At 57.9% G+C, this 20023-nt stretch carries 20 protein-coding genes; 6 read left to right on the forward strand and 14 right to left on the reverse strand.

Translation table 11 applies throughout. From position 1 onward, the window contains the following. Nucleotides 1–171: 171 nt before the first annotated feature. The 5 genes from IQ265_RS10045 to fabI form a co-directional block, all read right to left on the reverse strand. On the reverse strand, nt 172–1299 hold the full coding sequence (locus IQ265_RS10045; protein WP_194052957.1) for a hypothetical protein: 1128 nt from the start codon (nt 1297–1299) through the stop codon (nt 172–174). Nucleotides 1300–1509: 210 nt separating this feature from the next. Continuing rightward, a complete protein-coding gene (locus tag IQ265_RS10050; protein WP_194052958.1) occupies nt 1510–2106 on the reverse strand; it encodes a CPBP family glutamic-type intramembrane protease in 597 nt (198 codons plus the stop codon). Between the two features lie 4 nt (nt 2107–2110). Next, nucleotides 2111–3277, reverse strand: coding sequence for a serine hydrolase (locus IQ265_RS10055; protein ID WP_228037759.1), 1167 nt, complete (start codon nt 3275–3277; stop codon nt 2111–2113). Nucleotides 3278–3294: 17 nt separating this feature from the next. Continuing rightward, nucleotides 3295–3876 carry a Uma2 family endonuclease gene (locus IQ265_RS10060; protein WP_194052959.1) on the reverse strand — a complete coding sequence of 194 codons (582 nt, stop codon included), beginning with the start codon at nt 3874–3876 and terminating at the stop codon, nt 3295–3297. Between the two features lie 140 nt (nt 3877–4016). Then, nucleotides 4017–4793 carry an enoyl-ACP reductase FabI gene (fabI, locus tag IQ265_RS10065; protein ID WP_194052960.1) on the reverse strand — a complete coding sequence of 259 codons (777 nt, stop codon included), beginning with the start codon at nt 4791–4793 and terminating at the stop codon, nt 4017–4019. Between the two features lie 184 nt (nt 4794–4977). Here fabI and IQ265_RS10070 point away from each other — a divergent pair, with 184 nt between their 5' ends. The 3 genes from IQ265_RS10070 (at nt 4978) to IQ265_RS10080 (ending at nt 6871) form a co-directional block, all read left to right on the forward strand. Beyond that, nucleotides 4978–5199: a hypothetical protein gene (locus tag IQ265_RS10070; RefSeq protein WP_194052962.1), complete on the forward strand. Its 222-nt coding sequence runs from the start codon at nt 4978–4980 to the stop codon at nt 5197–5199. Between the two features lie 38 nt (nt 5200–5237). Beyond that, nucleotides 5238–6011, forward strand: coding sequence for a 1-(5-phosphoribosyl)-5-[(5-phosphoribosylamino)methylideneamino]imidazole-4-carboxamide isomerase (gene hisA / locus IQ265_RS10075; RefSeq protein WP_194052964.1), 774 nt, complete (start codon nt 5238–5240; stop codon nt 6009–6011). 71 nt (nt 6012–6082) lie between these two features. Beyond that, nucleotides 6083–6871, forward strand: coding sequence for a hypothetical protein (locus IQ265_RS10080; RefSeq protein ID WP_194052966.1), 789 nt, complete (start codon nt 6083–6085; stop codon nt 6869–6871). Between the two features lie 187 nt (nt 6872–7058). Here IQ265_RS10080 and IQ265_RS10085 read toward each other — a convergent pair whose 3' ends face one another. The 3 genes from IQ265_RS10085 to IQ265_RS10095 form a co-directional block, all read right to left on the reverse strand. Continuing rightward, nucleotides 7059–8045, reverse strand: coding sequence for a LysR family transcriptional regulator (locus tag IQ265_RS10085; RefSeq protein WP_194052968.1), 987 nt, complete (start codon nt 8043–8045; stop codon nt 7059–7061). A 221-nt stretch (nt 8046–8266) separates the two neighbouring features. Beyond that, nucleotides 8267–9790, reverse strand: a complete 1524-nt coding sequence (locus IQ265_RS10090) for an HlyD family efflux transporter periplasmic adaptor subunit (RefSeq protein ID WP_194052970.1) — start codon at nt 9788–9790, stop codon at nt 8267–8269. 116 nt (nt 9791–9906) lie between these two features. Further along, entirely contained in the window at nt 9907–12891 is a 2985-nt protein-coding gene (locus tag IQ265_RS10095; protein WP_194052972.1) for a peptidase domain-containing ABC transporter, read from the reverse strand. Between the two features lie 452 nt (nt 12892–13343). On the opposite strand from IQ265_RS10095, the gene IQ265_RS10100 reads away from it, so the two are divergent. Continuing rightward, nucleotides 13344–13910, forward strand: a complete 567-nt coding sequence (locus IQ265_RS10100) for a hypothetical protein (RefSeq protein WP_194052974.1) — start codon at nt 13344–13346, stop codon at nt 13908–13910. A gap of 1 nt (nt 13911) precedes the next feature. On the opposite strand, the gene IQ265_RS10105 is transcribed toward IQ265_RS10100, so the two are convergent. Continuing rightward, on the reverse strand, nt 13912–14733 hold the full coding sequence (locus tag IQ265_RS10105; protein WP_194052976.1) for a carbonic anhydrase: 822 nt from the start codon (nt 14731–14733) through the stop codon (nt 13912–13914). A 223-nt stretch (nt 14734–14956) separates the two neighbouring features. Here IQ265_RS10105 and IQ265_RS10110 point away from each other — a divergent pair, with 223 nt between their 5' ends. Together IQ265_RS10110 and IQ265_RS10115 are read left to right on the forward strand one after the other, a co-directional pair. After that, the gene (locus tag IQ265_RS10110; RefSeq protein WP_194052978.1) at nt 14957–15379 is read left to right on the forward strand and encodes a peptide chain release factor 1; all 423 of its coding nucleotides are present in this window, start codon (nt 14957–14959) and stop codon (nt 15377–15379) included. A gap of 71 nt (nt 15380–15450) precedes the next feature. Further along, the gene (locus IQ265_RS10115; RefSeq protein WP_194052980.1) at nt 15451–16374 is read left to right on the forward strand and encodes a hypothetical protein; all 924 of its coding nucleotides are present in this window, start codon (nt 15451–15453) and stop codon (nt 16372–16374) included. Between the two features lie 71 nt (nt 16375–16445). Here the strand turns inward: IQ265_RS10115 and IQ265_RS10120 are convergent, their stop codons facing one another. From IQ265_RS10120 to IQ265_RS10140, 5 genes are all read right to left on the reverse strand, one after another. Further along, nucleotides 16446–16748, reverse strand: a complete 303-nt coding sequence (locus IQ265_RS10120; protein ID WP_194052982.1) for an RNA-binding protein — start codon at nt 16746–16748, stop codon at nt 16446–16448. Nucleotides 16749–17036: 288 nt separating this feature from the next. Beyond that, nucleotides 17037–17270 carry a Calvin cycle protein CP12 gene (locus IQ265_RS10125; protein ID WP_194052984.1) on the reverse strand — a complete coding sequence of 78 codons (234 nt, stop codon included), beginning with the start codon at nt 17268–17270 and terminating at the stop codon, nt 17037–17039. 164 nt (nt 17271–17434) lie between these two features. Then, nucleotides 17435–18061 carry a ribonuclease D gene (locus tag IQ265_RS10130; protein ID WP_194052986.1) on the reverse strand — a complete coding sequence of 209 codons (627 nt, stop codon included), beginning with the start codon at nt 18059–18061 and terminating at the stop codon, nt 17435–17437. Nucleotide 18062: 1 nt separating this feature from the next. After that, complete coding sequence (trpB, locus tag IQ265_RS10135) at nt 18063–19307, reverse strand: tryptophan synthase subunit beta (protein ID WP_194052988.1); 1245 nt, start codon at nt 19305–19307, stop codon at nt 18063–18065. A gap of 70 nt (nt 19308–19377) precedes the next feature. Beyond that, the gene (locus IQ265_RS10140) at nt 19378–19902 is read right to left on the reverse strand and encodes a gamma-glutamylcyclotransferase (RefSeq protein WP_194052990.1); all 525 of its coding nucleotides are present in this window, start codon (nt 19900–19902) and stop codon (nt 19378–19380) included. Nucleotides 19903–20023: the final 121 nt, after the last annotated feature.

Genomic DNA, 20023 nt, shown 5'->3' on the forward strand with positions numbered 1-20023 from the left:
TGGTAGGAGTATTACAGTACAGTGCTCCTACGGCAAATCTGTCCTGAGCGTGGACATTTACAATCTCGTCTTCGTCGGTTCACCGTTACCCGTCAACAAAAAAGGGAAAGGTACGAGGTCTGCGAGAGCCCTGGCACCTTCCCCTAATCGCTATCCGTCACTCCCTATGGCTTAGATCAGCTCGGCCACAGGGGTTTCCAACGCCGGGGTTAGGGTAGTCAGATCAAAGCTATCGTTGATGTCGCCCAGAGGAGTGGTCAGCGACGCAGTGGCGATGCCGTTGCCGATGTCAACAGACCCATCGATACCGGCGAAGAAGTTAGCTCCCTGGCTGGTGAAGGCTACCACATCAAAGCTGGTTTCAAACAGCCCGAGGGGGCCGGCGACAGTGGCATCTAGAATGCCGTTGGTAAGGGTGCCGGTGCCCTCAAGGTCTTGCACAAACCCGGCAACGTATTCGCTGGCCAAGGGACCAATTTCAATGTCGGTGGCCACCGGCAGGTTGAGGCCCGAACCAATGGGCAATGTGGCCGCCAGGTCAGCGAACCCATCGGCGAAAGTCAGCTCACCGCTCAGCGCTGAGATCGGCACTGATAGATCGCCAAACGGCCCCAGGGAAGCCACAATGTTGCCGCTGTTGAAGTCGACTGCGCCAGTGATGTCACCTAGGACAGGTACCGGGGCTGTAAAGGGAAAAATTGCATCGTCCTGGAAGTCAATGTCGGCCACGAGTTGACCAAAGGGCGTCGCCAAATCGAGATTGAGATCCCCCCCGGCGATATCGATGGTGCCGCTGATTGAGCCCAAGGCCGTGGTCAGATCGAGGGCAAAGGCACCATTAGACAACGGCACCGTGGCATCGATCGCGTTGACGGCACTCAGCACCAGGGCGCTGGCAGCGGCGGATAGGTCAAACCCTGACAGAGCAGCTGTTTCGCCATCGGTGGCGATCGCGGCCTCTAAAATGCCTCCGGACAGGGTTACGGTACCGTCAGACACCGCAGCCAGATCGGCGTAGATTCGCAGGGTGGCAGGGGCATCGAAGCTGCCGGTCAAAGCCGTATCGTCGGCCAGCAGCAGGTTGACCTCAAATAGGCCGTCATCGACCAATACCTGACCACTGGCAGCGGGCAGATCATCGGCAAAGTTCGCCACCAGGTCAGCAAAGCTAGGGTCAAAAGCCGCCAGCAAACTCAACACGCTGTTGCTGCTGAGAAAGGCTTCGTCCGGAATCAGGTCAACGGTGGCGGCTTCTTCGTTAAAAAGATCTTGGTTGGGCGATAAATCGGTAAAAGACATAGGGAACACCCTTGCTTTCCTTTAGATAAACATCGGCGACAAAATAGTTTGTCAAATAGTCTGTCGCGGGCGGCGCTGAGCCACCCTTTGGTCTGCAATGCTCCGCTCGGTATTGTGCCACAGGAATTTAGCAGTGCCTAGGAAAATTTTGCGCGATCGCAGCCTTAGTCACTCCGGATCCCTATGCCCCACCATCGTCCCAAAAGCTTGTTACAGGCCAGTTGCAGGTGGCTTTGATCCCCAAACGGGCTTGGCCAGTCGTGCCCAACCGCCCAAACCGTACACCCACACCAGCACGACAGCCCAGTGTATTAGCACCACCAGCCAGAGCGAGCCGGTGAGCCAGTACGCGCCGGTCAGCACCAGCCCTAGCCAGCCTGCCAACGCCAAAAAGCGAGGGTCAGAGAGCCCCGCCCCTGCCCCTCTGTAAACAATTTGGTCTAGCGCTACGTGGTACAAAACAAAGGCCACCAAGCTGACGCTACCCCACAGCAGCCAGCGCGCCTCAGAGACTCCTTCAGCTGGATGGGGCAGCAGCAGCACTCGAAAAATCGTTTCTTCGACCAGGGCGGGCGCAATAAGGCGGCGCAGCATATCTAGCCCCAGGCTCAGCGGGCTAACGGCGGCGCGTTGTCGCACCAAAAACCCAGTCCTAAGGCCAATGGGCAGCGCTACCAGGCCGTAGAGCGCGATCGCCCCCAGACCCAGCAACCCCATCGGCCAGCTCAGCCCGGTAGCAAAGGCTGACAGCAAACGCTGGGTAATCAGGTCTACGATCGGAACAGCAGAGCTTGTCACAATCAGCATTCTCCTATCGCCTCCGCAGTCCCGCCACGATCGCATTGACGATCACCGCATCGTTCCAGGCTGGGGGGTCTTCACCAATGCGCACAATTACCAGTTCCTCAGAGGGAATCACGTAGACCCGCTGGTGGTGGCGACCATCTAGATAAAACGTGTCGGCAGCGGCAAAGGGGGCCGACGAGGCCTGGTTCACCTGGGGATAGTCGGCGGTCCGCGCCTTTAGCCAGATGTGCATACCAAAGGTTGGCTCCAGCGGTGACTCCCGCCGCATCTGCCCAATCCAGCCCTGCGGAATCACTTGGGTACCGCTGACCTGGCCATCGTGCAGGAGCATTTGCCCCAGCCGTACCCAGTCGGGAGCAGTGGCAAAGAAGCAGCAGAAGGGTTTGGCATGGCCACCGGGGCGATCGAGCCAGAGAAAGCCATCCCCTGCCCCCAGCGGTCGCCACAGCCGGCTGCTCAGGTAGTCACCAAAAGATTCTCCCGTGGCCCGCTCCAGCACCAGACTGAGCAGTTGCGAGTTGATGTTGTTGTAGTCGAAAGCCTCGCCTGATTTACCTTCCAGCGGAATGCTCAGGGCCAGCTTTTGGGTATCGGAGCCGCCGTAGAGCTTCACCAGATCGGATCGCAGAGTGTCGGTGCGATCGTCGTTGCGCAGGCCCGACTGCATGTAGAGCAAGTCGGCGATGGTGATGTCGCCCCTGGGGTCGTTGGCCCATTCGGGCAGGTAAGTGCCGACAGGGTCTTGAATTGAGCCAATGTGCCCTTCGTCGATCGCAACGCCAATCAGCAGCGACAGCAGGGTTTTCACCATCGACATGGAGTTGACCAGAGCGTCGGCGGTGTGGCCCTGCCAGTACTGCTCGACCACCAGGCGATCGCGGTGCATGACCAGCAGCGCCACGGAGTTCTGCGCCTCGGCGAAGTCCAGCGCCGTCTGTAGGGCATCTGGGGAAATTTCAGTCGTTTCAGCCTTCACCAGCGGTGGAGACTGAAGGCCGATGCCCGCAACCTTTTGCTGGGGCTGGTACCAGTCTGCTGAGGTGATGGGGCGATCGGGGTAGGTGAGCGATCGCGCCCMCAGCCGCCAATCSACCGCCACCCGCAGCAGCCCGCCCACGGCTACCAGCCCCACCACCGTCCACAGCCTGGGCTTAAGGAAGGATTTTGTCATGGTTGTTTGTGCGATCGCTATCCCTGCTGTTCCAGGATAAGCACCTGATTTGCGGTTAGGGTTAGCTCAGCGACAACCCCAGACCTCAAAACCTGCGTTCCCGCAAATACCTCATTTTCGTAGCATCCCTCAATCCACTGGCAAACCGTCACCTGCCGCTGCCCAGGGTCAACGATCCAGTATTCAGGAATGCGTCGAGCCGCATACTCAGTGTGCTTGTAGCGATAGTCACGAGCCCGATCTTTCTCGCCCGGTGATACAACTTCAACCACCAGGGCGGGCGGTGGCATGTCACGGGTAATCGTGGCGCGAGTCGTGCCCTGAAGCGCAGCCTTAGAATCTTCAGTGTGAACCAGTAAATCAGGTAGGCGACAGGTCGCCCGCCCTCCAGAAACCTCAATTTCAGTGTTGTAGGCAATCAGGGAAACAGGAACGTAGCGGGCCAGGGCAAACATTAACCCCTTGGCAATATCAATATTCTCTGGCGATTCGGGCGGCATTTCCACCAGCGCTCCATTGACCAGCTCATAACGACCCTCTAGCCCGTCAGTCTGGGCCAGATAATCCTCAAAGGTCAGCAGAATGGACGTTGTAGTCATGGAATCGCTACAGCACCTGGGCATTCCACAATTCTAGCGACGCCCAAACCCTGGCAGGGTACATTCGCGGCTACTAGACCTTACGGAGCAGCAACCTCTATCCCCCAACCGCAATGCACCGCTCAGTATGATCGCGACGCCTACATGCCCATGATGCAGTAGCCAGAGTCAACGTAGAGAATCTGCCCAGTCATACCCGTAGACAGGTCGCTGCACAGAAACGCCGCCGTGTTGCCTACTTCGGTCTGGGTCACGGTGCGGCGCAGGGGGGCAATTTCTTCCACATGGTGAATCATGTCGAGAATGCCGCCCACCGCCGACGAGGCCAGGGTACGAATGGGGCCAGCAGAAATGCCGTTGACGCGAATGTTGTGGGGGCCAAGCTCCGAGGCCAGGTAGCGTACGTTCATTTCCAGTGCCGACTTGGCGATGCCCATGACGTTGTAGTTGGGCACCACCCGCACGCCGCCCAGGTAGGTGAGCGTAACAATGCTTCCGCCCTCGGTCATCAGCGGTTTGGCCCCCCGCGCCAGGGTAATCAGCGAGTAGGCGCTGACATCGAGCGCGAGCTGAAATCCGTCCTTAGACGTGGCGCTAAAGTCACCTGTGAGATCTTCTCGCTTGGCAAAGGCCAGGCAGTGAACGAGAATATCGAGTTTGCCCCATTTCTCGCCAATGGTGCTAAAGACCTGCTCGACCTGGACTTCATCCTGCACGTTGCAGGGCAAAAACAGACTGGGGTTGAGGGGGTCAACCAGGTCCTTGACCTTGCCTTCCATCTTGCCCCTTTCGTCGGGCAGGTAGGTAATGCCCAGGTTGGCCCCAGCGGCGTGGAGTTGCTGAGCAATGCCCCAAGCAATTGATTTGTTGTTGGCAATGCCTGTTACCAGGGCGTTTTTACCAGTCAGGTCTAGCATGGTGTCGTTACGTTTGGGCGGTGGTGATTCGCAATTAGGAGTTTACGGGAATGTGCGCCCGGTGAATAGGGGCCAGTAAAAGGCAAATAAGGCATCCACCCGCTGTGTCAGTATGGAAGGGCAGACCTGCGTATGCTGGCTATGAGCTAGCACAGGTTTACAGTCGGCTCCAGAGGCGTAACCTATGAAGACGTTCAAGATCGTCATTGAGAAGCGTCCAGATGGCTATGTGGCCTATCCGATTGGTATGTCCGGCGCTGTGGTAGGCCAAGGCAATACTTGCGAAGAAGCACTCGCCGATGTAAAGTCTGCGATCGCTTGCTACATTGATGTTTTTGGGCAAGAGATGCTGGATGATTCCCCATCAGTTGAAGTCTTTAGTGCTGAAGCTGCTGTTGCCGTGTGATGCCAAAGTTCCAGGTTGATGCCCCTAAGAAGCAAGCTATGGAAGTTATTCCCGCTATTGATTTGATTGAGGGTCGCTGTGTGCGGCTGTACCAGGGCGACTACGCCCAAACCGAGGTATTTAACGACAACCCGGTGGAGGTGGCACGACAGTGGGTAGAGCAGGGCGCAACCCGGCTACACCTGGTCGATCTCGATGGAGCCAAGTCGGGCAAGCCGGAGAACTGGCAGGCCATTGAGGCGATCGCTCGAGCGGTGGATGTGCCGATAGAGGTGGGGGGCGGGCTGCGCGATCGCGCCCGAGTCACCGATCTCTTTGCCCTAGGGGTTCGCTACGCCATTTTGGGAACGGCGGCAATCGAGAACCCCGAGCTAGTTAGCGATCTGGCGGGCGAATTCCCTGGTCAAATCATCGTCGGTATCGACGCCCGCGACGGCAAGGTGGCGACGCGGGGCTGGCTCGAAACCTCTGAAGTGGAGGCGATCGCCCTGGCCCAGCAAATGGAGCAGCGGGGGGCAGCAGCCATCATCTACACCGATATTCAGCGCGACGGCACCCTGCAGGGGCCAAACATTCCTGCCATGCGATCGATGGCCGCAGCTGTGTCAATTCCTGTAATCGCCTCCGGTGGCGTCGGTACCCTGCGCGACCTGCTGAGTCTACTCGTCTTAGAACCCCAGGGCGTAGAAGGCGTGATTGTAGGCCGTGCCCTCTACACAGGCGATGTCAGCCTTAAAGAGGCAGTGCGGGCGGTGGGCAACGGCCGCTGGCAGGATGTGCCCGCCGACCTCGGCGGATCGGCGTTTGCTTAAGCTGCGAAGATCAAGGACCGGCCTTAGAGGCGATCGCGGCCTGCAGGCTTGCTGCATGAGGCAATCTAAGTATGGATTATGGTTTATTAGCCCCTCCCTTTGAACCCAAAACCCTGGCCGAGGCCGACGATGCCACCTTAAAATCCAGCCTTCTGAAGCAGGTAGAAGAGCGGGACACAGAGCCAATGGCTAAAAAAGTTCGGTTCGCAAACGAAACCCTCCTGCCGCTTTTTGACGAGCTAGAACACCGCAACCCCACCCCAGATTTGACCCAACAAATTCCGCTATTGAAAGGAATTTGGCGTCCAGTCTGGTCGACTATTCCCTTTCAAGACATCATTCCGGGACGGGTGCATCACGAGTCTTATCAAATTTTTGACGATAACGGCTTTTACGCCAACCTGGCCCGCTACAAACCCGGCCGCAAAACTCCAATTTTGAGCTGGCTCTCTCGCTGGCTCCTGAGCTACGACTTCATGATTATGCAAAGCTACGGCGTTCAGCCGCAGACCGAACCGGACTCACCATCTCCAGAGCAAATTGGTGACTATTGGGAGATTCAAAATGTCTGCATTCGGCAGCTTCTGCGCTTGGGTTCTCCTTCCCTGAGTGCTGAAGCCGCTCAGGCCTGGTTCAATCGAACGGTAGCCCAATACCAAAAAGACCCCAAATTTCAGCTGCCAAACTCTATGTCAATGCCCGGTAAAAATCGGGTTCAGGCAAAGCAATACCAGCAGATTGCTGAGGCTAAACCGCGGCTCGATCACCTCTACATCGACCAGGATTTTCGCCTAGTCAAAACCCAGCGCGAAAAAACCCAGCGACCGTCGTATACCGTAGCTATACGCCTGTGTCATTAATTCTGGCTACAAACCTCGTATTACAAGCTTTGCCACGCCCGACCTGTAAAACAGTCTAGGGGCTGTAGTCCTTAATTTTCAAGCAATTGGCAGCTAATTAATGACAGCCTCTAGGGCTATACAATCGGTTTCGGCTACAAAGAATTAGTAACTTCATCAGCGGTGGAAAATGCCAGAGCCATAGAGTCTAAACCTTGGTCAGCACCTCGTCGCCTTTGGTCTTAGCGCCAGCAGCCATCGCAGGTGGAACGCGGTTGATACCCGGCAGCAAATTTTCTACCATGGCGTGGCTTTCTTCGAGCAGGTAGTTCAAAAACGCTTGGGAGACCACTGAGAGCTGCTTGCCCGCCAGATGGGCGACGTACCACTGGCGATCGATGGGGAAGTGATCAACATCGAGAATGGCAAACTCGCCCGTGGTGCCCTCAGAGATAATGGTGTGCAGCGACAGCACCGAAATACCCAGGCCGCCTGCGATCGCCTGTTTGATCGCCTCGTTGCTGCCCAGCTCCAGCCGCACCCTGACGTCGATATCGTGCTCGGCAAACAGCTTTTGCACCGCCTGACGGGTGCCCGACCCCGGTTCGCGCATGATGAACTGTTCACCATTGAGGACGCTAATGGGCGATCGCGGCTTGCCCACCAGAGGATGATCCTGCGGACCAAGCACGACCAGCGGGTTTTCTAAAAATGGGTAAATTTTTAGGTCGGGCTGCTCGGGCGGCGTACTGATGATGTAGAGATCGTCGTCGTTGTTCGCCATGCGCTCTTGAATTTGCTGGTGGTTAGTTACCTTCAGCGAAATGTCAATACCAGGAAAGCGCTGGCAAAACGGCCCCAGCAGTCGGGGCACAAAGTATTTGGCCGTAGTAATTACCGCCAGACGCAGCTGACCCTGCTTCAGCCCCTTCAGGTCAGACACCGCCATCTCAAACTGGTCGAGACCGTCAAAAATCTCCTGACAGGTTTCCAGCAGCTTTTGCCCCGCCTGGGTCAGGTAAAGGCGTTTGCCAATTTGCTCAAACAGGGGCAGACCAACGGCTTTGGTCAGTTGCTTCACTTGAATCGACACCGTGGGCTGGGTCAGGTAGAGCTCTTCGGCAGCGCGGGTGAAGCTACCGTGGCGGGCCGTCGCTTCAAAAACCTTGAGCTGGTGCAGTGTAGCGTGAATCAACGAATGACCTCCCCGGTGAGCGACGGAGCTTTTACATAGACGCTATTCTATCAAATCAGGTCGACTTAGTTTACTTTTTCTATGAATCCAGCGAAAGGATTGCTACAGCGAGCGTTGGCTTGGTGAGGGCATTGCAGTGCAATGCCCCCACCAACTACTTGCAAAGCAAATTCGTCTCCACCGTCCCTGGCCAGAGCGTTGGAGAACATAGACCTTGTGCTCTACCCGCCGGTTTTGATCGTGTCGATTTTGCGCACAAATAGATCAGAGAAGATGGTGATCACCCGTCGGGGCCGGGTTTTGATGTTGGCGCTTAGCGACATACCCGACTGTAGCTGTACCGGCTTGCCGTCGATGGCAATCAGCTGGTCGCTGAGGGTCACCTCTGCTGGAAAGCGGTAGGTAGGGTTGATTTGGTCGGGGGGCAGCGCGTCGGAGCCAATCTGGGTCAGGGTGCCCTTCACATCGCCAAACTCGCTGTAGGGAAACGAGTCGATGCGCACGTCCACTGTCATGCCCTCGCGCACAAAGCCAATGTCGCGGTTGGTAATAAACACCCGCGCCACCAGGGCATCGCTGGGCACAATTTCGAGGATGGGCTCGGTGGAGTTGGCCACGTAGCCCGCCTGATTGGCCTTGAGGTTAAACACGGTGCCGCTGACCGGAGCCCGCAGCTCTTGGTAAGTCAGGGTTTGCTGCAGCTGGGCCATTTGGCTGTCGAGTTCTTGCAGCTGCTTATCGTTTTCGAGAATGGTTTTGGTCAGCTGGCTGTCGATGGTGGCAATCTGGTTGTCGTTGGCGGCAATCCGCTGCTGTAGGTCATCCTGGGAGGCGATGGAGGTATTGCGAAACTGCTCCTGGGCCTGGGCGATCGCCAGTTCCAGCCGCTGCGCTTCCTCGACTAGGCGGTTGACCTCGGTCTGGCGGTTGTTCACCTCCTGCTCCTGCTGCAGGTACTGAATTTCGCCAATGCCCCCCGCCTCGTACAGCGGTTTGATGCGATCGAGAATGTTTTGGTTGACCCGCAGGGCATCGCGGGCATTGGCGAGCTGGGCCTCGGTCTGAGTGAGCTGGCGGCGCAGCTGATCCACCTCCAGGTTGGCAATGCTGAGGCGCGAGTTGAGTTCGGCGGTGGCGGCCCGCAGGCGATCGCGCTGGGCCGGAGGCAGACTTTCTCCGGTTACATCGCCCGCCAGCTGGGCACGGTAGAGAGCGTTTTCGGCCACCAGAGCGGCGCGGTTGCTGGTCAGCTGCACCAGCCCAGGGGCAATATCTGCCGGAGCGCTGGCATCGATATTGTCGGCTAGCTGCGCCCTGTAGTAGGCATTTTCTTCCTGCAGCTTAGTGCGAATGGTCTCTAGGGACGTGAGCTGGGCCTGGGTCGTCTCGGGGTCAAACCGCAGCAGGGGATCGCCCGCTTCCACCGCCTGCCCTTCGCTGACCAGCACCTCCTCAACCACACCCCCCACCGGGGCCTGCACCGGCTGCACCATCCCCTTCGGCTCCAGCTTGCCCTGGGCCGGAATCGCCTCCTCAAACTTGGCTAAACAGGCCCAGCCCAGGGTAAAGGTCGTGACACCTACTAACGTCCATACCACCGCCCTCGACCACCGGGGCGACTGGCGAAGAATGACGGGCTTATCGAACTGTATCTTCTGCCGCGAGGGCTGGTTGGCGAGCACGGCATCGCCGTTTTGGTCAGCGTTAGAGGTTTGGCTAGGGGGGAGGCTGTTAATGCGAACCATGGCTGTTGGGGGATAAGGGGGTTGGGGGTGAGGGAGGAGGGGGTGACGGCGAGTTTTGAACTTTGAACTTTGAACTTTGAATTGGAGGATTAAGTTCAAAATTCAAAATTTATTGCCTAAACGCCGCTGAGCTGCTGCTGGTACAGGGTGAAGTAGCGCCCCTGGAGATCTATCAGTTCCTCATGGGTGCCCAGCTCTACCGCCGATCCCTGGTCCATCACCAGAATTTGGTCGGCTTGCTGAATGGTGTTGAGCCGGTGGGTAATAAAGAAAACGGTGCGGCCCTGGGCCCATTCCTTGAGGTTCATCGAGACCTGGTGCTCGGTGTCGTAGTCGAGGGCGCTGGTGGCTTCATCTAAAATCAGCAGGCGCGGGTTTTGCAGAATGGTGCGGGCGATCGCAATTCTTTGCCGCTGCCCCCCCGAGAGAGTCGAGCCGCGCTCGCCGACGCGGGTGTTGTAGCCCAGGGGCAAGTCCATAATGAAGTCGTGGCAGCAGGCGGTTTTAGCCGCCTCAATAATCACGCTTGGCTCAGCGTCGGGGTTGGTGAGCGAAATGTTCTCCTGAATCGTGCCCTCAAACAGCAGGCTATCCTGGGGTACAATGCCGATCTGCCGCCGCAGTGAGTGTAGCTCCACTTTGCTGATGTCGTAGTGGTCGATCAGAATGCGGCCCGACTCCAGTTCGTAGAGGCGGGGCAGCATCTTCATCAGGGTGCTTTTACCCGAGCCGCTCTGGCCTACCACGCCAATGAAAATGCCCGCCGGAAACTCCAGGCTGACGTTAGCCAACTGCAGCGGACCCGAGGGCGCAAAGCGAAAGGCTACATTCTCGAAGGTGACTTGTCCGGTGATCTCCGGCATCGGGATCTGGTTGGCCTCGTCGGCCTCGGTTTCCTGCGGGTGGTCAATGATATCCGACAGCCGCTCCAGCGACAGGGCCGTTTCCTGAAAGTTTTGCCACAGCTGGGCCAGGCGCAAAATCGGCGCGGTTACGTAGCCCGAGATAATTCGAAAAGCGATCAGCTGACCCAGGGTGAGTTCGCCCTGCAGCACCAGGTAGGCCCCCACCCACAGCACCAGCAGGGCCGAGAGCTTGTTGAGAAAGTTGCTGGCACTGTTGGCAGTGGTGGAGGTGAGCACGGTGTTGAACCCGGCGCTGACGTACTCGGCGTAGCGCTCCTGCCACTTCCAGCGGGTGCGCAGCTCAATGTTTTGGGCCTTGACGGTTTGAATGCCCGACAGCGACTCGACTAAGAGCGACTGGGTTGAGGCGTTGCGCTCGGCCTTCACCCGCAGCTGCTTACGCACAATGGGGGCCGCCATCACCGTCACCAGCACAAACAGCGGAATGGTCGCCAGCGCCACTAGCGTCAGCAGCCAGCTGTAGATGAACATGACTACGATGTACAACACCGAAAACACGGCATCGAGCACCACCGTCAGGGCTGTGCCGGTGAGAAACTGACGAATGTTTTCGAGTTCGTTGATACGGCTGGACAGTTCGCCCACGGGGCGCTTGTCAAAGTAGCGCAGGGGCAATCGAAACAGGTGGTCGATAATTTCTGACCCCAGGGCCATGTCGATGCGGTTGGTGGTGTCGACAAAGAGGTAGGTGCGCAGGCTGGTCAGCACCGCCTCAAAGATGGCTACTACCACCAGGAATACGCCCAGTACCTGTAGGGTATCGACGCTGTTTTGCACAATCACGCGATCGATGATCAGCTGCACCATCAGCGGGTTGGCCAGACCAAACAGCTGTACAAAGAACGAGGCTATAAAAACCTCAATCAGCACCCAGCGGTACTGTTTGATGGAGGGCCAAAACCACTGCAGGCCAAACTTTTGTTTGGGAGTTTCGCGGGTGGGCTCCAACAACAGGACTTCTCCGCTGTCCCCCCAGGTCTCGGCAAAGCTCTCAGGGGTACGGCGAATGATGCCGACCTCCGGGTCACCCAGGATATAAGCTTTCTCCGTGGTTTCGTAGACAACCGCAAAGCTTTCCTGCCAGCGAATCAGGCAGGGGGTGTTGAGCCGACCAAATGCCCCGACAGGCACCCGCACCAGCTGAGTTTTGAGGCCCATCATTTCGCTTACCGATCCGCAGATCGGCAGCGATAGCTGACCCATGCGCTCGTGCTGGTTGGCCAAGATGCGGCGAATCACATCCTTGCGGAAGGGCATGGAAAAGTGCTGGCTGAGCATGTCGAAGCAGGCCAAGGCACCATCGACCTCGCCTCGGCCCCGTGCGAAGGGGTAGCTGCGGCCTGAAGCTTTCTCTACCGCTGAGGAGCTTTGAGGGCGTGGGGCCAAATTGGCCTCAGTAGCGTAGGGAATATTGTTGACGTCGAGCACCTCCACGGTGCGCGCTAGCGTTTCAGGTTCAGCGATCGCAGGTTCAGGCAGCGTTTCGGCCAGTACCGCCGGGGTCATACCCAGCACCCGCGCCCCCTGGGGGCTGAGCACTTCCACAGGCCGATCGAGCGGCAGCGTGGAGCCGACCGGAATGTTTAGCACCGTGCCGCCGCTCAGTACCCAGGTGAGGGTGGGATTTAACCGTTCCAGATTGTTGGGGCCGCTGGGCAAAGTGACGATCGCAGACTCGTCACAGACCGTTTGGGCCTTGGCCTTGAGATCGCCAAAGTCGAGGGCGTGGGCCTTGGCATGCTCGGCCACCAGATCAAAGGCTTCGATCGCATAGATGCGATCGCGTACGGCCTCACCAAACTCTGGGCATTCATCCAGCAGCCCCAAAAACCTGTACGACGGCAGCGTAAGGGCCAGCACCTCGGTCGAAGCGATTACCGTCTCGCAGGGTACACCGCGAATCAGGCTAATTACTCCCAGCATTTCGCCCCGGCCAAAGCGCCTAAGGGTCACAGGCTGCTGATTGCGCGGGTCGTAGCCCAGCAGACGGGCCTGCCCTTCAAGCAGCACAATTACCTGCTGGGTTAACATCTCGCGCCGCAGCAGGGGCTGACCCAGCCGATACCGCAGGGGCTGAGCCGTTTGCAGCAGCTGTTGCAGCGCCTCGGGGGGCAACCGATCAAAGGGCTCTAAAGTCTCGAAGGTTTGCTGAATCGAAAGCGACGTTTGGGTCATGGCCAGGGGGGTTATGGACGCATGGTAGGGGCAGCCGGGCATAGCTATATGCCAAAGCAGAAGCTAGTATTCACCAGGTTCAATCAATACGCTCTGTGAACGATAGGGAGATGCACTAAATCGATACACAACGTAATTTAAGTTCAGCCTCAAAGGTCAGTGGCGGTTTAGACGACGGTTTGACCGCCTTTCGCAGCCTGCCCCATGGTAAGCCGTGAGGTGATCTCAACAAGCTAACCCCAGGTTAACGTGACCAACTTTTTGCCCTCTAACCCCAAACGTAAAGCCAGCACCTGGAAAACGTACGGCCACGGCGAGAAACAGCTTACCCGGCTGAACGACTCTCCTGTCTGTGCCACTTTCATCCCCTGCCGCCTGGCATAGCCGTTCTATATAAGACGCTGGTAGCGTTGATAGGCAATAAATCATCTTTGATAAGCTCAGCTATTGCTATGCCTACGTTGACTTCTCCGTTCTCGCTGCCTCGCTGGCTTCAGGCTGGCACGCTAGCCCTGGGTCTGGGTCTGACCGGGTGCGACAACTACCCCGCCACAGGCGACACCATTACCACCGGCACCTACGAAGCCACCGCCACCGTCACCCAAACTTGGCGGGCCGAGTACGCCCGCAGCTTCGATCGCCGCCAGACCATTCACATGGAAACCTTTGAGTCAAACTCCCTGGTCAACCGCAACGGCGTGCGCCCTGAAGGTGCCGCAACCGGCCCCGACGACGACGGGTTGTACTGGCCGCCGCTGCCCCCTCGCCCCACCGCCGATGAGCTTGAGGCCCGCAAGCGCGAACCCATCGAGCAGCGCACCGACCCTGCGATCCTCCGCGAAGTGGACTATGCCATCACCTTTGACTACAACGGTCAGCGGCGCACCCTACCCACCACTCGCACTGTTTACCGCGAGGCATCGCAAGCCTTTGCCGATCAGCAGGCCCTAGAGGTCACTTTCGGCCCCGGCGAGCAGAGTGTGGGGGCAGCTCGCCGCATTGCCAATTTTGATCGCTAACCTACACCCCAGCTCGCCCGTAGATGCGAGCCGCCTGCTGAGGGCTGAGGCGACTTGCCCCCGGCCAGTGGGGCTGTACCGGCTCCGAAAACTCCGGCAGCGCTACAGCAGGGGCACCGGCACCGGGCTTCACGGTATCGTCAAAGGAAAGAGAGAGACCGCCAGGTTTAAGGCTCTTGGTCTGCTCCAGGTCGGCATAGATCTTGCTGTGGGGAGGGACAAACGTTCGAGTTTCGTCGTCGTAGGCCAGCAACTGAGCGTTTTCGATTTCATAAATCCAGCCGTGAATGGCCAGATCGCCAGTGTGCAGCTTCGATCGCACCGAAGGATAGGTTTGCAGGTTATCGATTTGGGTCAAGACGTTTTGGGCCACCAGCAAATTTAGCTTTTCTTTTTTCTCCAGGTGGCTGTAGTGGTCTTCGACCAGTTTGCGGGTCGCTTCGGTGTGGTGCAGCCAGTGGTAAACCAGGGGCATTTTATCCTCTAGTTCGCCCAGTTGCAGCAGCCCCTTCATGGCTCCGCACTGAGTATGACCGCAGACAATCACCTGGCGAATATCCAGCGCCTCCATAGCATATTCGATGGTGGCCCCTTCGCCGCCGTTGGTGGCCTCGTAGGGCGGGATAATATTGCCTGCGTTGCGAATGATAAAAAGGTCGCCAATCTCGGCCTGGGTAATGATGGTCGGGTCTACCCGCGAGTCGGAGCAGCCGATGAAGAGCACGCGCGGATTTTGCCCCTTAGCCAACTGCTGAATAAGTTCCTCGCGTCCGGGAATGTAGTTTTCCTGAAACTCACGCAGACCTTGCAGCAGCTTTTCCATGGGGCAACCAAACAATGGGTATGAAGAAGGAGCAGATCGCCGCCTGCACCCGCATTTATTGTTATCCCATATCTAAGGCCCTAGCACCGCAAAGATTTACTTATCACAGCAATCATTCCTGCTTTTGAGCAGCCCCAGCCAATTCAAACCGCCTCGGTGGCCTCAGCACCGTACCAAATTCCAGTTTCGGCGCAATAATGGGCGTAACGTTCCAGCTCAGACTATGCGCAACCCCTTTTGGCGGCTGAAATCCTTGCCCTGGGTCATTTTGCTTCAGGTAGCCCTGGCGGCGGTAGCGATCGCAACCCTAGCCGACCTACTGCTGGCCCAGGGGTTAACCCTGCTGCTAGCCAACGTTGGCCCTGGCCTACTGCCGCTGATGCAGCTGCTGTTTATGGTGCTGCCCATCGCTGCTGGATTTGCGATCGGGGCTCTAGCCCTTGCTGTTTTAGAACGCCGGTTTACCCGCCAGGTCTATATCGATACCGGAGTGCTGTGGGCGCTGGTGCCCTGTATTGCCCTGGTGCTCTTTGTCAAAGGGTTTTTGCCCATCCCCACCGCGCTGGTGACTATGTCTTACACGCTCCTGGTGGGGGTACTGCTGGGCGTTTTTGTGGTGGGCAAACGCCACTGGCGACGCTGGTAGCCTCAGAAGCTACCGGGGCAAGCTGAGCCAACTGCGTAATAAGTACTGTTATTAGAAACACCGAACCGTCGATGAAAGCCGTCCTGAAAAGCCTGTTAATCGGTAGTCTGGTCACCCTGAGCCTGCCCGCCCTGGCCGAAAACCCTCGCATTGAAATCGACTACGAGACCGAAGCGCTTACCAATCGGGCAATCGAGCAGGGGCCTGTTCGCGTGGTCGCCAGCTATACGCCAATCAACTACGAGGCAGAGGAAATTGGCGATAACCTGACGCTGCAGCTGTTTTACAACAACGAGCTTCAGCTGACAGCCACCGACACCGCCGCTATGTTTGCAGGCATAGAACTGATGGATCTCGACAGCGACGGTACCCCAGAGGTCGTGGTGCAAACCTTTACCGGCGGTGCCCACTGCTGCCTGGCCTACACCACCTACACCTGGCAAGACGAGCAGTTTAACCCCATTTACTTTGGCTACCTCGACGGCGGCGGCGGCGAATTTGTAGACCTCAACAGCGATGGGCTGATGGAGTTTGTCACCCTCGACAATGCTTTCTTCTACAGCTTCAGCTCCTACGCCGGGTCGCATCCGCCCAGCGTTATTCTCACCTACGAAAATGGGGAGTACCGCGACACCACCACCCAATTCACCGACTACCTGGATGATATGGCGGCTGGTATGCGCTTCACGATAGAAGACCCGGAGTTTGCCGATCGCGGCAGCGACAAAAATGGCGTGTTGGCGGGCTATGTAGCCCAAAGCATTCGCCTGGGGCAGTACCGCAACGCCTGGCAGTACATGCTAGCCCACTACGATCGCACCGATGACTGGGGCCTCGAAACCTACGACGACAATGGCGATGTAGCAGAGCAGTACGCCGACTTTCCTACGGCGCTGTACGCTTTTCTGAAAGACCTGGGCTATCTAGACGTCAATGGCAGACCCCAACCCCAGGTTGATCGCTCTCCTGTCGTACCTGAGCGAAATACGTTTTAACTCAAAAAGAAAGGGTAGGTCACTGCGACCTACCCTTGAAGGTTTAAAGCGTGTTAAAAAGCGCCAGACGTTTAGAAACCTGTGCGGCGATAGTTACCGCCGTTGCCGCCGCCTGCACCGCTGCGGGCATCATCGCGGGGACGAGCCTTGTTGACCCGCATTTCGCGACCCATCCACTCAGCGCCATCGAGCGATTCGATGACCGTGTCTTCCTGAGCTTCAGCGGCCATATCGACGAAGGCAAAGCCGCGAGGCTTGCCGGTTTCGCGATCGGTGGGCAGGCTTACCCGCTTCACGTCGCCGTATTCTGCAAACACTCGCTCCAAATCTTCGCGAGTGACATCGTAGGACAGGTTACCAACATAGAGTGACATCAGATTGTCTCCTTACTGTACAAATGCAGCGAGTAAACGGAGACAAAGCTGTATCGGAAATCAGAAATGAAATGAAACAAGCGAAATCTACCGAAAACTAACCTTGCCTATCTTAACATCGCCCCTTGCCCGACGGTGGTGATTTGGGTCATGCTTCCCATTTTCGGGCTTGTCACCAGCCAGGCAAATCTCTAATGCAAATCAGCCGCAGCCTCAAAAAAGTAGCGCTCTCTGGGCAACTTTGCAGAGAGCGCAGAGGAAGGTACGCAACTAGAGGTTGTACGTGACTTAGGTGTCGTACATGAGCCCCTCGGGGGCCTCAGGATTCTCTTCTAAATACTGATCAAAGCCGGTTTTCTTGGGCTTCTGGTGCTGGTGCGATACCTCAGCCCGCATTTCTTCAACTACATCCCAGGCAGCAGCAGCCTCAGAAGAGGTTTCACCCTTCTCGGCGGTGATCTGGTGGGCGTAGTCGATCGCCTTTTGCAACTCGTCTTGAAAGTCTTTGCTGTCAACGCTCATAATCGTTCTCCTAGTCGTCGATCAATTGGCGAGATGAATAGGCCCATCTTACCTGTCTGCCGACCGCAGGCGTGCCTTAAACGGGCTTTCCCTTTCCTGTAGAACGCTCCGCGTTGGCGGAGCCTGTCGCAAGACAAACAACTCTGCTCAGAAAACGCCCGTTCTTAATGCTCAAACACGCCCTGGTACTGAAGCAAATCGAGGGCGACGAAGGTGGGCAAACAGCGAAAGCAGTCCTGGGCTAGCTCCCAACGACCCTCGCGCTTGAGCATGGTGGTCAGGGTCTGCTGAATGCTGTGCAGGTAGCGCACGTCGTTGGCGGCGTAGCGCAGCTGCTCCTCGGAGAGGTTCATGGCATTGCCCCAGTCGGAGCTTTGAGCCGTCTTGTCAAGCTCGATGCCCTCTAGCTCTTTGACCAACTCTTTGAGGCCGTGGCGGGGGCTGTAGGTGCGGCTGAGCTTGCTGGCAATTTTGCTGCAAAACACGGGCGCGACGGCAATGCCCAGGTTGTGCTTCAGCGTCGCCAGATCGAACCTGGCAAAGTGAAAGAGCTTGAGAATCTCGGGGGCTTCCAGCAGTTCTTTGAGCAGGGGCGCTTCGGTTTGACCCAGCTCAATGCGAACGACCGCCACATGGCCATCGGGGTCGGCGAGCTGCACCAGACAGAGGCGATCGCGCAGCGGCAGCAACCCCATGGTCTCGGTGTCGCAGGCGATCGCATCGGCCTGCTGGTAGCGGGCCAGCAGGTCGGGGGTGAGATCGCGATCGCAAATTTCAAAACCGTCGGCCATATTACTCTAGCCCGCCCAGTGCCTTGGCCACAGTGTTCACATCCTTGTCGCCCCGGCCCGAGGAGTTAATCACAATGCGGGGGTTACCCGTCAGCTGAGGACACAGGGTTTCCAGATAGGCGAAAGCGTGAGCGGTTTCGAGGGCGGGGATAATCCCCTCTAGGCGCGACACTCGCTGGAAGGCATCCAGCGCCTCCTGGTCGGTAACGCTGTAGTACTCGGCGCGGCCCGCATCCTTTAAGAAACTGTGCTCAGGGCCAACGCCGGGGTAATCCAAACCGGCACTGATGGAGTGGGCCTCAATCACCTGACCGTCGCCATCCTGCAGCAGATAGCTCATCGCCCCGTGGAGCACGCCCACTCGGCCCGCCGTCAGCGTCGCCGCATGCTTGCCCGTATCCACACCACTGCCCGCTGCCTCAATGCCAATCATCCGCACCGTGGGCTCGTTGACAAACTCGTGGAACAAGCCCATGGCGTTGGAACCACCGCCGACGCAGGCCATCAGAATGTCGGGCAGACCGCCAAATTTTTCGACGCATTGGGCACGGGTCTCTTCGCCAATAATCGCGTGAAAGTCGCGCACCAGCATGGGGTAGGGGTGCGGCCCCGCCACCGAACCGAGAATGTAGTGGGTAGTTTCCACGTTCGTCACCCAGTCGCGGATTGCCTCGGAGGTGGCGTCTTTGAGGGTGCCGGTGCCCGCCGTCACGCCGCGAACCTCAGCCCCCATCAGCCGCATGCGAAACACGTTCAGCGACTGACGCTCCATATCCTGCACGCCCATGTAGATGACGCATTGCAAGCCAAAGCGGGCACACACCGTCGCGGTAGCTACCCCGTGCTGGCCCGCCCCGGTTTCGGCAATGATGCGCTGCTTGCCCATGCGCTTGGCCAAGAGCACCTGACCTAGGGCGTTATTGATCTTGTGCGCCCCAGTATGGTTGAGATCTTCGCGCTTGAGGTAGATGTCGGGGCCGTTGCCGTCGGGGCGGCGGTAGTGGGCGGTGAGCCGCTCAGCAAAGTAGAGGGGGGTGGCGCGACCGACGTAGTCTTTGAGCAGCCCGTTTAGCTCAGCCTGAAAGTCAGCCTCGTCGCGGTACTGGTAAAACGCCTGTTCTAGCTCAAAGAGGGCGGGCATGAGGGTTTCGGGCACGTACTTGCCACCGAACTGGCCAAAGCGGCCCAGGGCATCGGGGCGAGCATCGGTGACAGCGGGGCGAGGCGAAAGCGGCGTTTGGGTCACAGGCTTGGCGGGGGTGAAGGGTTAGAATGTGCCCCCATTATAGGGAATGCCCCGACCCGTTGCTAGGGAGTTAGGCCGTGCGTTGCAGCGTCGCCGGGGCCTGCCGCCGTTGCAGTGAGTGAATGTGGTGAAACAGGTTCCAGCAATATTCCTCTGGCAGCCCACAGGTGGCGGCACCGCGCATCACCACGCTGGAGTACCACTCGTTGGGGGCAATTTCTGCGTGGGTCTTGCTGATGACCGAGTAGGTGCGGGTCTCGGCGTAAGCTCGGCCGTTGCAGGTTACTGACACTGTTTCGTGGCAGTAGCCCTCTTCGCGCAGGTCGAGGGCAGGGCTGAGCCGCCAGGGCAGGTGGTAAAGCACGCCCTGCACAGTAGAATTTTGGTCGGGAACGACATCGAGCACGCCGCAGTTGCGCAGGCGCGATCGCCGAAAGAACCCAAGTCGATAGCCAGCCAGGGTGGCTGGCCCAACCACGTAATCGTGGGTGCTCTCGCCCAGGGAGCGCTTTAAATCGACTGGGCACATGCAGGAGCCATAGGCAAAGTAGTAAAAGCGATCGTCGGGGCCGGGGAGGGGCGTGAGGCTGGTCATGGGCGATCGTTGAGAGCGGTGGTTTGAGAGCAACGGAAGTGAGTTAATAGCCTTTGCTAGAGCCGGGAGCGAACGGTGATTGAAGGGCTACAACCGGAACCTACGGTTTTCCGGTCGGGAT

Origin of the sequence: Nodosilinea sp. LEGE 06152 (assembly GCF_015207525.1) — a bacterium.
In the GTDB taxonomy this organism is placed as follows: Bacteria; Cyanobacteriota; Cyanobacteriia; order Phormidesmidales; family Phormidesmidaceae; genus Nodosilinea.

Coding starts and splice junctions, on each gene's coding strand:
- IQ265_RS10060 (WP_194052959.1), bottom strand. CDS start 3,876: ATGACTACAACGTCCATTCTGCTGACCTTTGAGGATTATCTGGCCCAG.
- IQ265_RS10090 (WP_194052970.1), bottom strand. CDS start 9,790: ATGGTTCGCATTAACAGCCTCCCCCCTAGCCAAACCTCTAACGCTGAC.
- hisA (WP_194052964.1), top strand. CDS start 5,238: ATGGAAGTTATTCCCGCTATTGATTTGATTGAGGGTCGCTGTGTGCGG.
- IQ265_RS10095 (WP_194052972.1), bottom strand. CDS start 12,891: ATGACCCAAACGTCGCTTTCGATTCAGCAAACCTTCGAGACTTTAGAG.
- IQ265_RS10120 (WP_194052982.1), bottom strand. CDS start 16,748: ATGTCACTCTATGTTGGTAACCTGTCCTACGATGTCACTCGCGAAGAT.
- IQ265_RS10100 (WP_194052974.1), top strand. CDS start 13,344: ATGCCTACGTTGACTTCTCCGTTCTCGCTGCCTCGCTGGCTTCAGGCT.
- IQ265_RS10140 (WP_194052990.1), bottom strand. CDS start 19,902: ATGACCAGCCTCACGCCCCTCCCCGGCCCCGACGATCGCTTTTACTAC.
- IQ265_RS10080 (WP_194052966.1), top strand. CDS start 6,083: ATGGATTATGGTTTATTAGCCCCTCCCTTTGAACCCAAAACCCTGGCC.
- IQ265_RS10105 (WP_194052976.1), bottom strand. CDS start 14,733: ATGGAAAAGCTGCTGCAAGGTCTGCGTGAGTTTCAGGAAAACTACATT.
- fabI (WP_194052960.1), bottom strand. CDS start 4,793: ATGCTAGACCTGACTGGTAAAAACGCCCTGGTAACAGGCATTGCCAAC.
- IQ265_RS10045 (WP_194052957.1), bottom strand. CDS start 1,299: ATGTCTTTTACCGATTTATCGCCCAACCAAGATCTTTTTAACGAAGAA.
- IQ265_RS10070 (WP_194052962.1), top strand. CDS start 4,978: ATGAAGACGTTCAAGATCGTCATTGAGAAGCGTCCAGATGGCTATGTG.
- IQ265_RS10125 (WP_194052984.1), bottom strand. CDS start 17,270: ATGAGCGTTGACAGCAAAGACTTTCAAGACGAGTTGCAAAAGGCGATC.
- IQ265_RS10050 (WP_194052958.1), bottom strand. CDS start 2,106: ATGCTGATTGTGACAAGCTCTGCTGTTCCGATCGTAGACCTGATTACC.
- IQ265_RS10115 (WP_194052980.1), top strand. CDS start 15,451: ATGAAAGCCGTCCTGAAAAGCCTGTTAATCGGTAGTCTGGTCACCCTG.
- IQ265_RS10110 (WP_194052978.1), top strand. CDS start 14,957: ATGCGCAACCCCTTTTGGCGGCTGAAATCCTTGCCCTGGGTCATTTTG.
- IQ265_RS10130 (WP_194052986.1), bottom strand. CDS start 18,061: ATGGCCGACGGTTTTGAAATTTGCGATCGCGATCTCACCCCCGACCTG.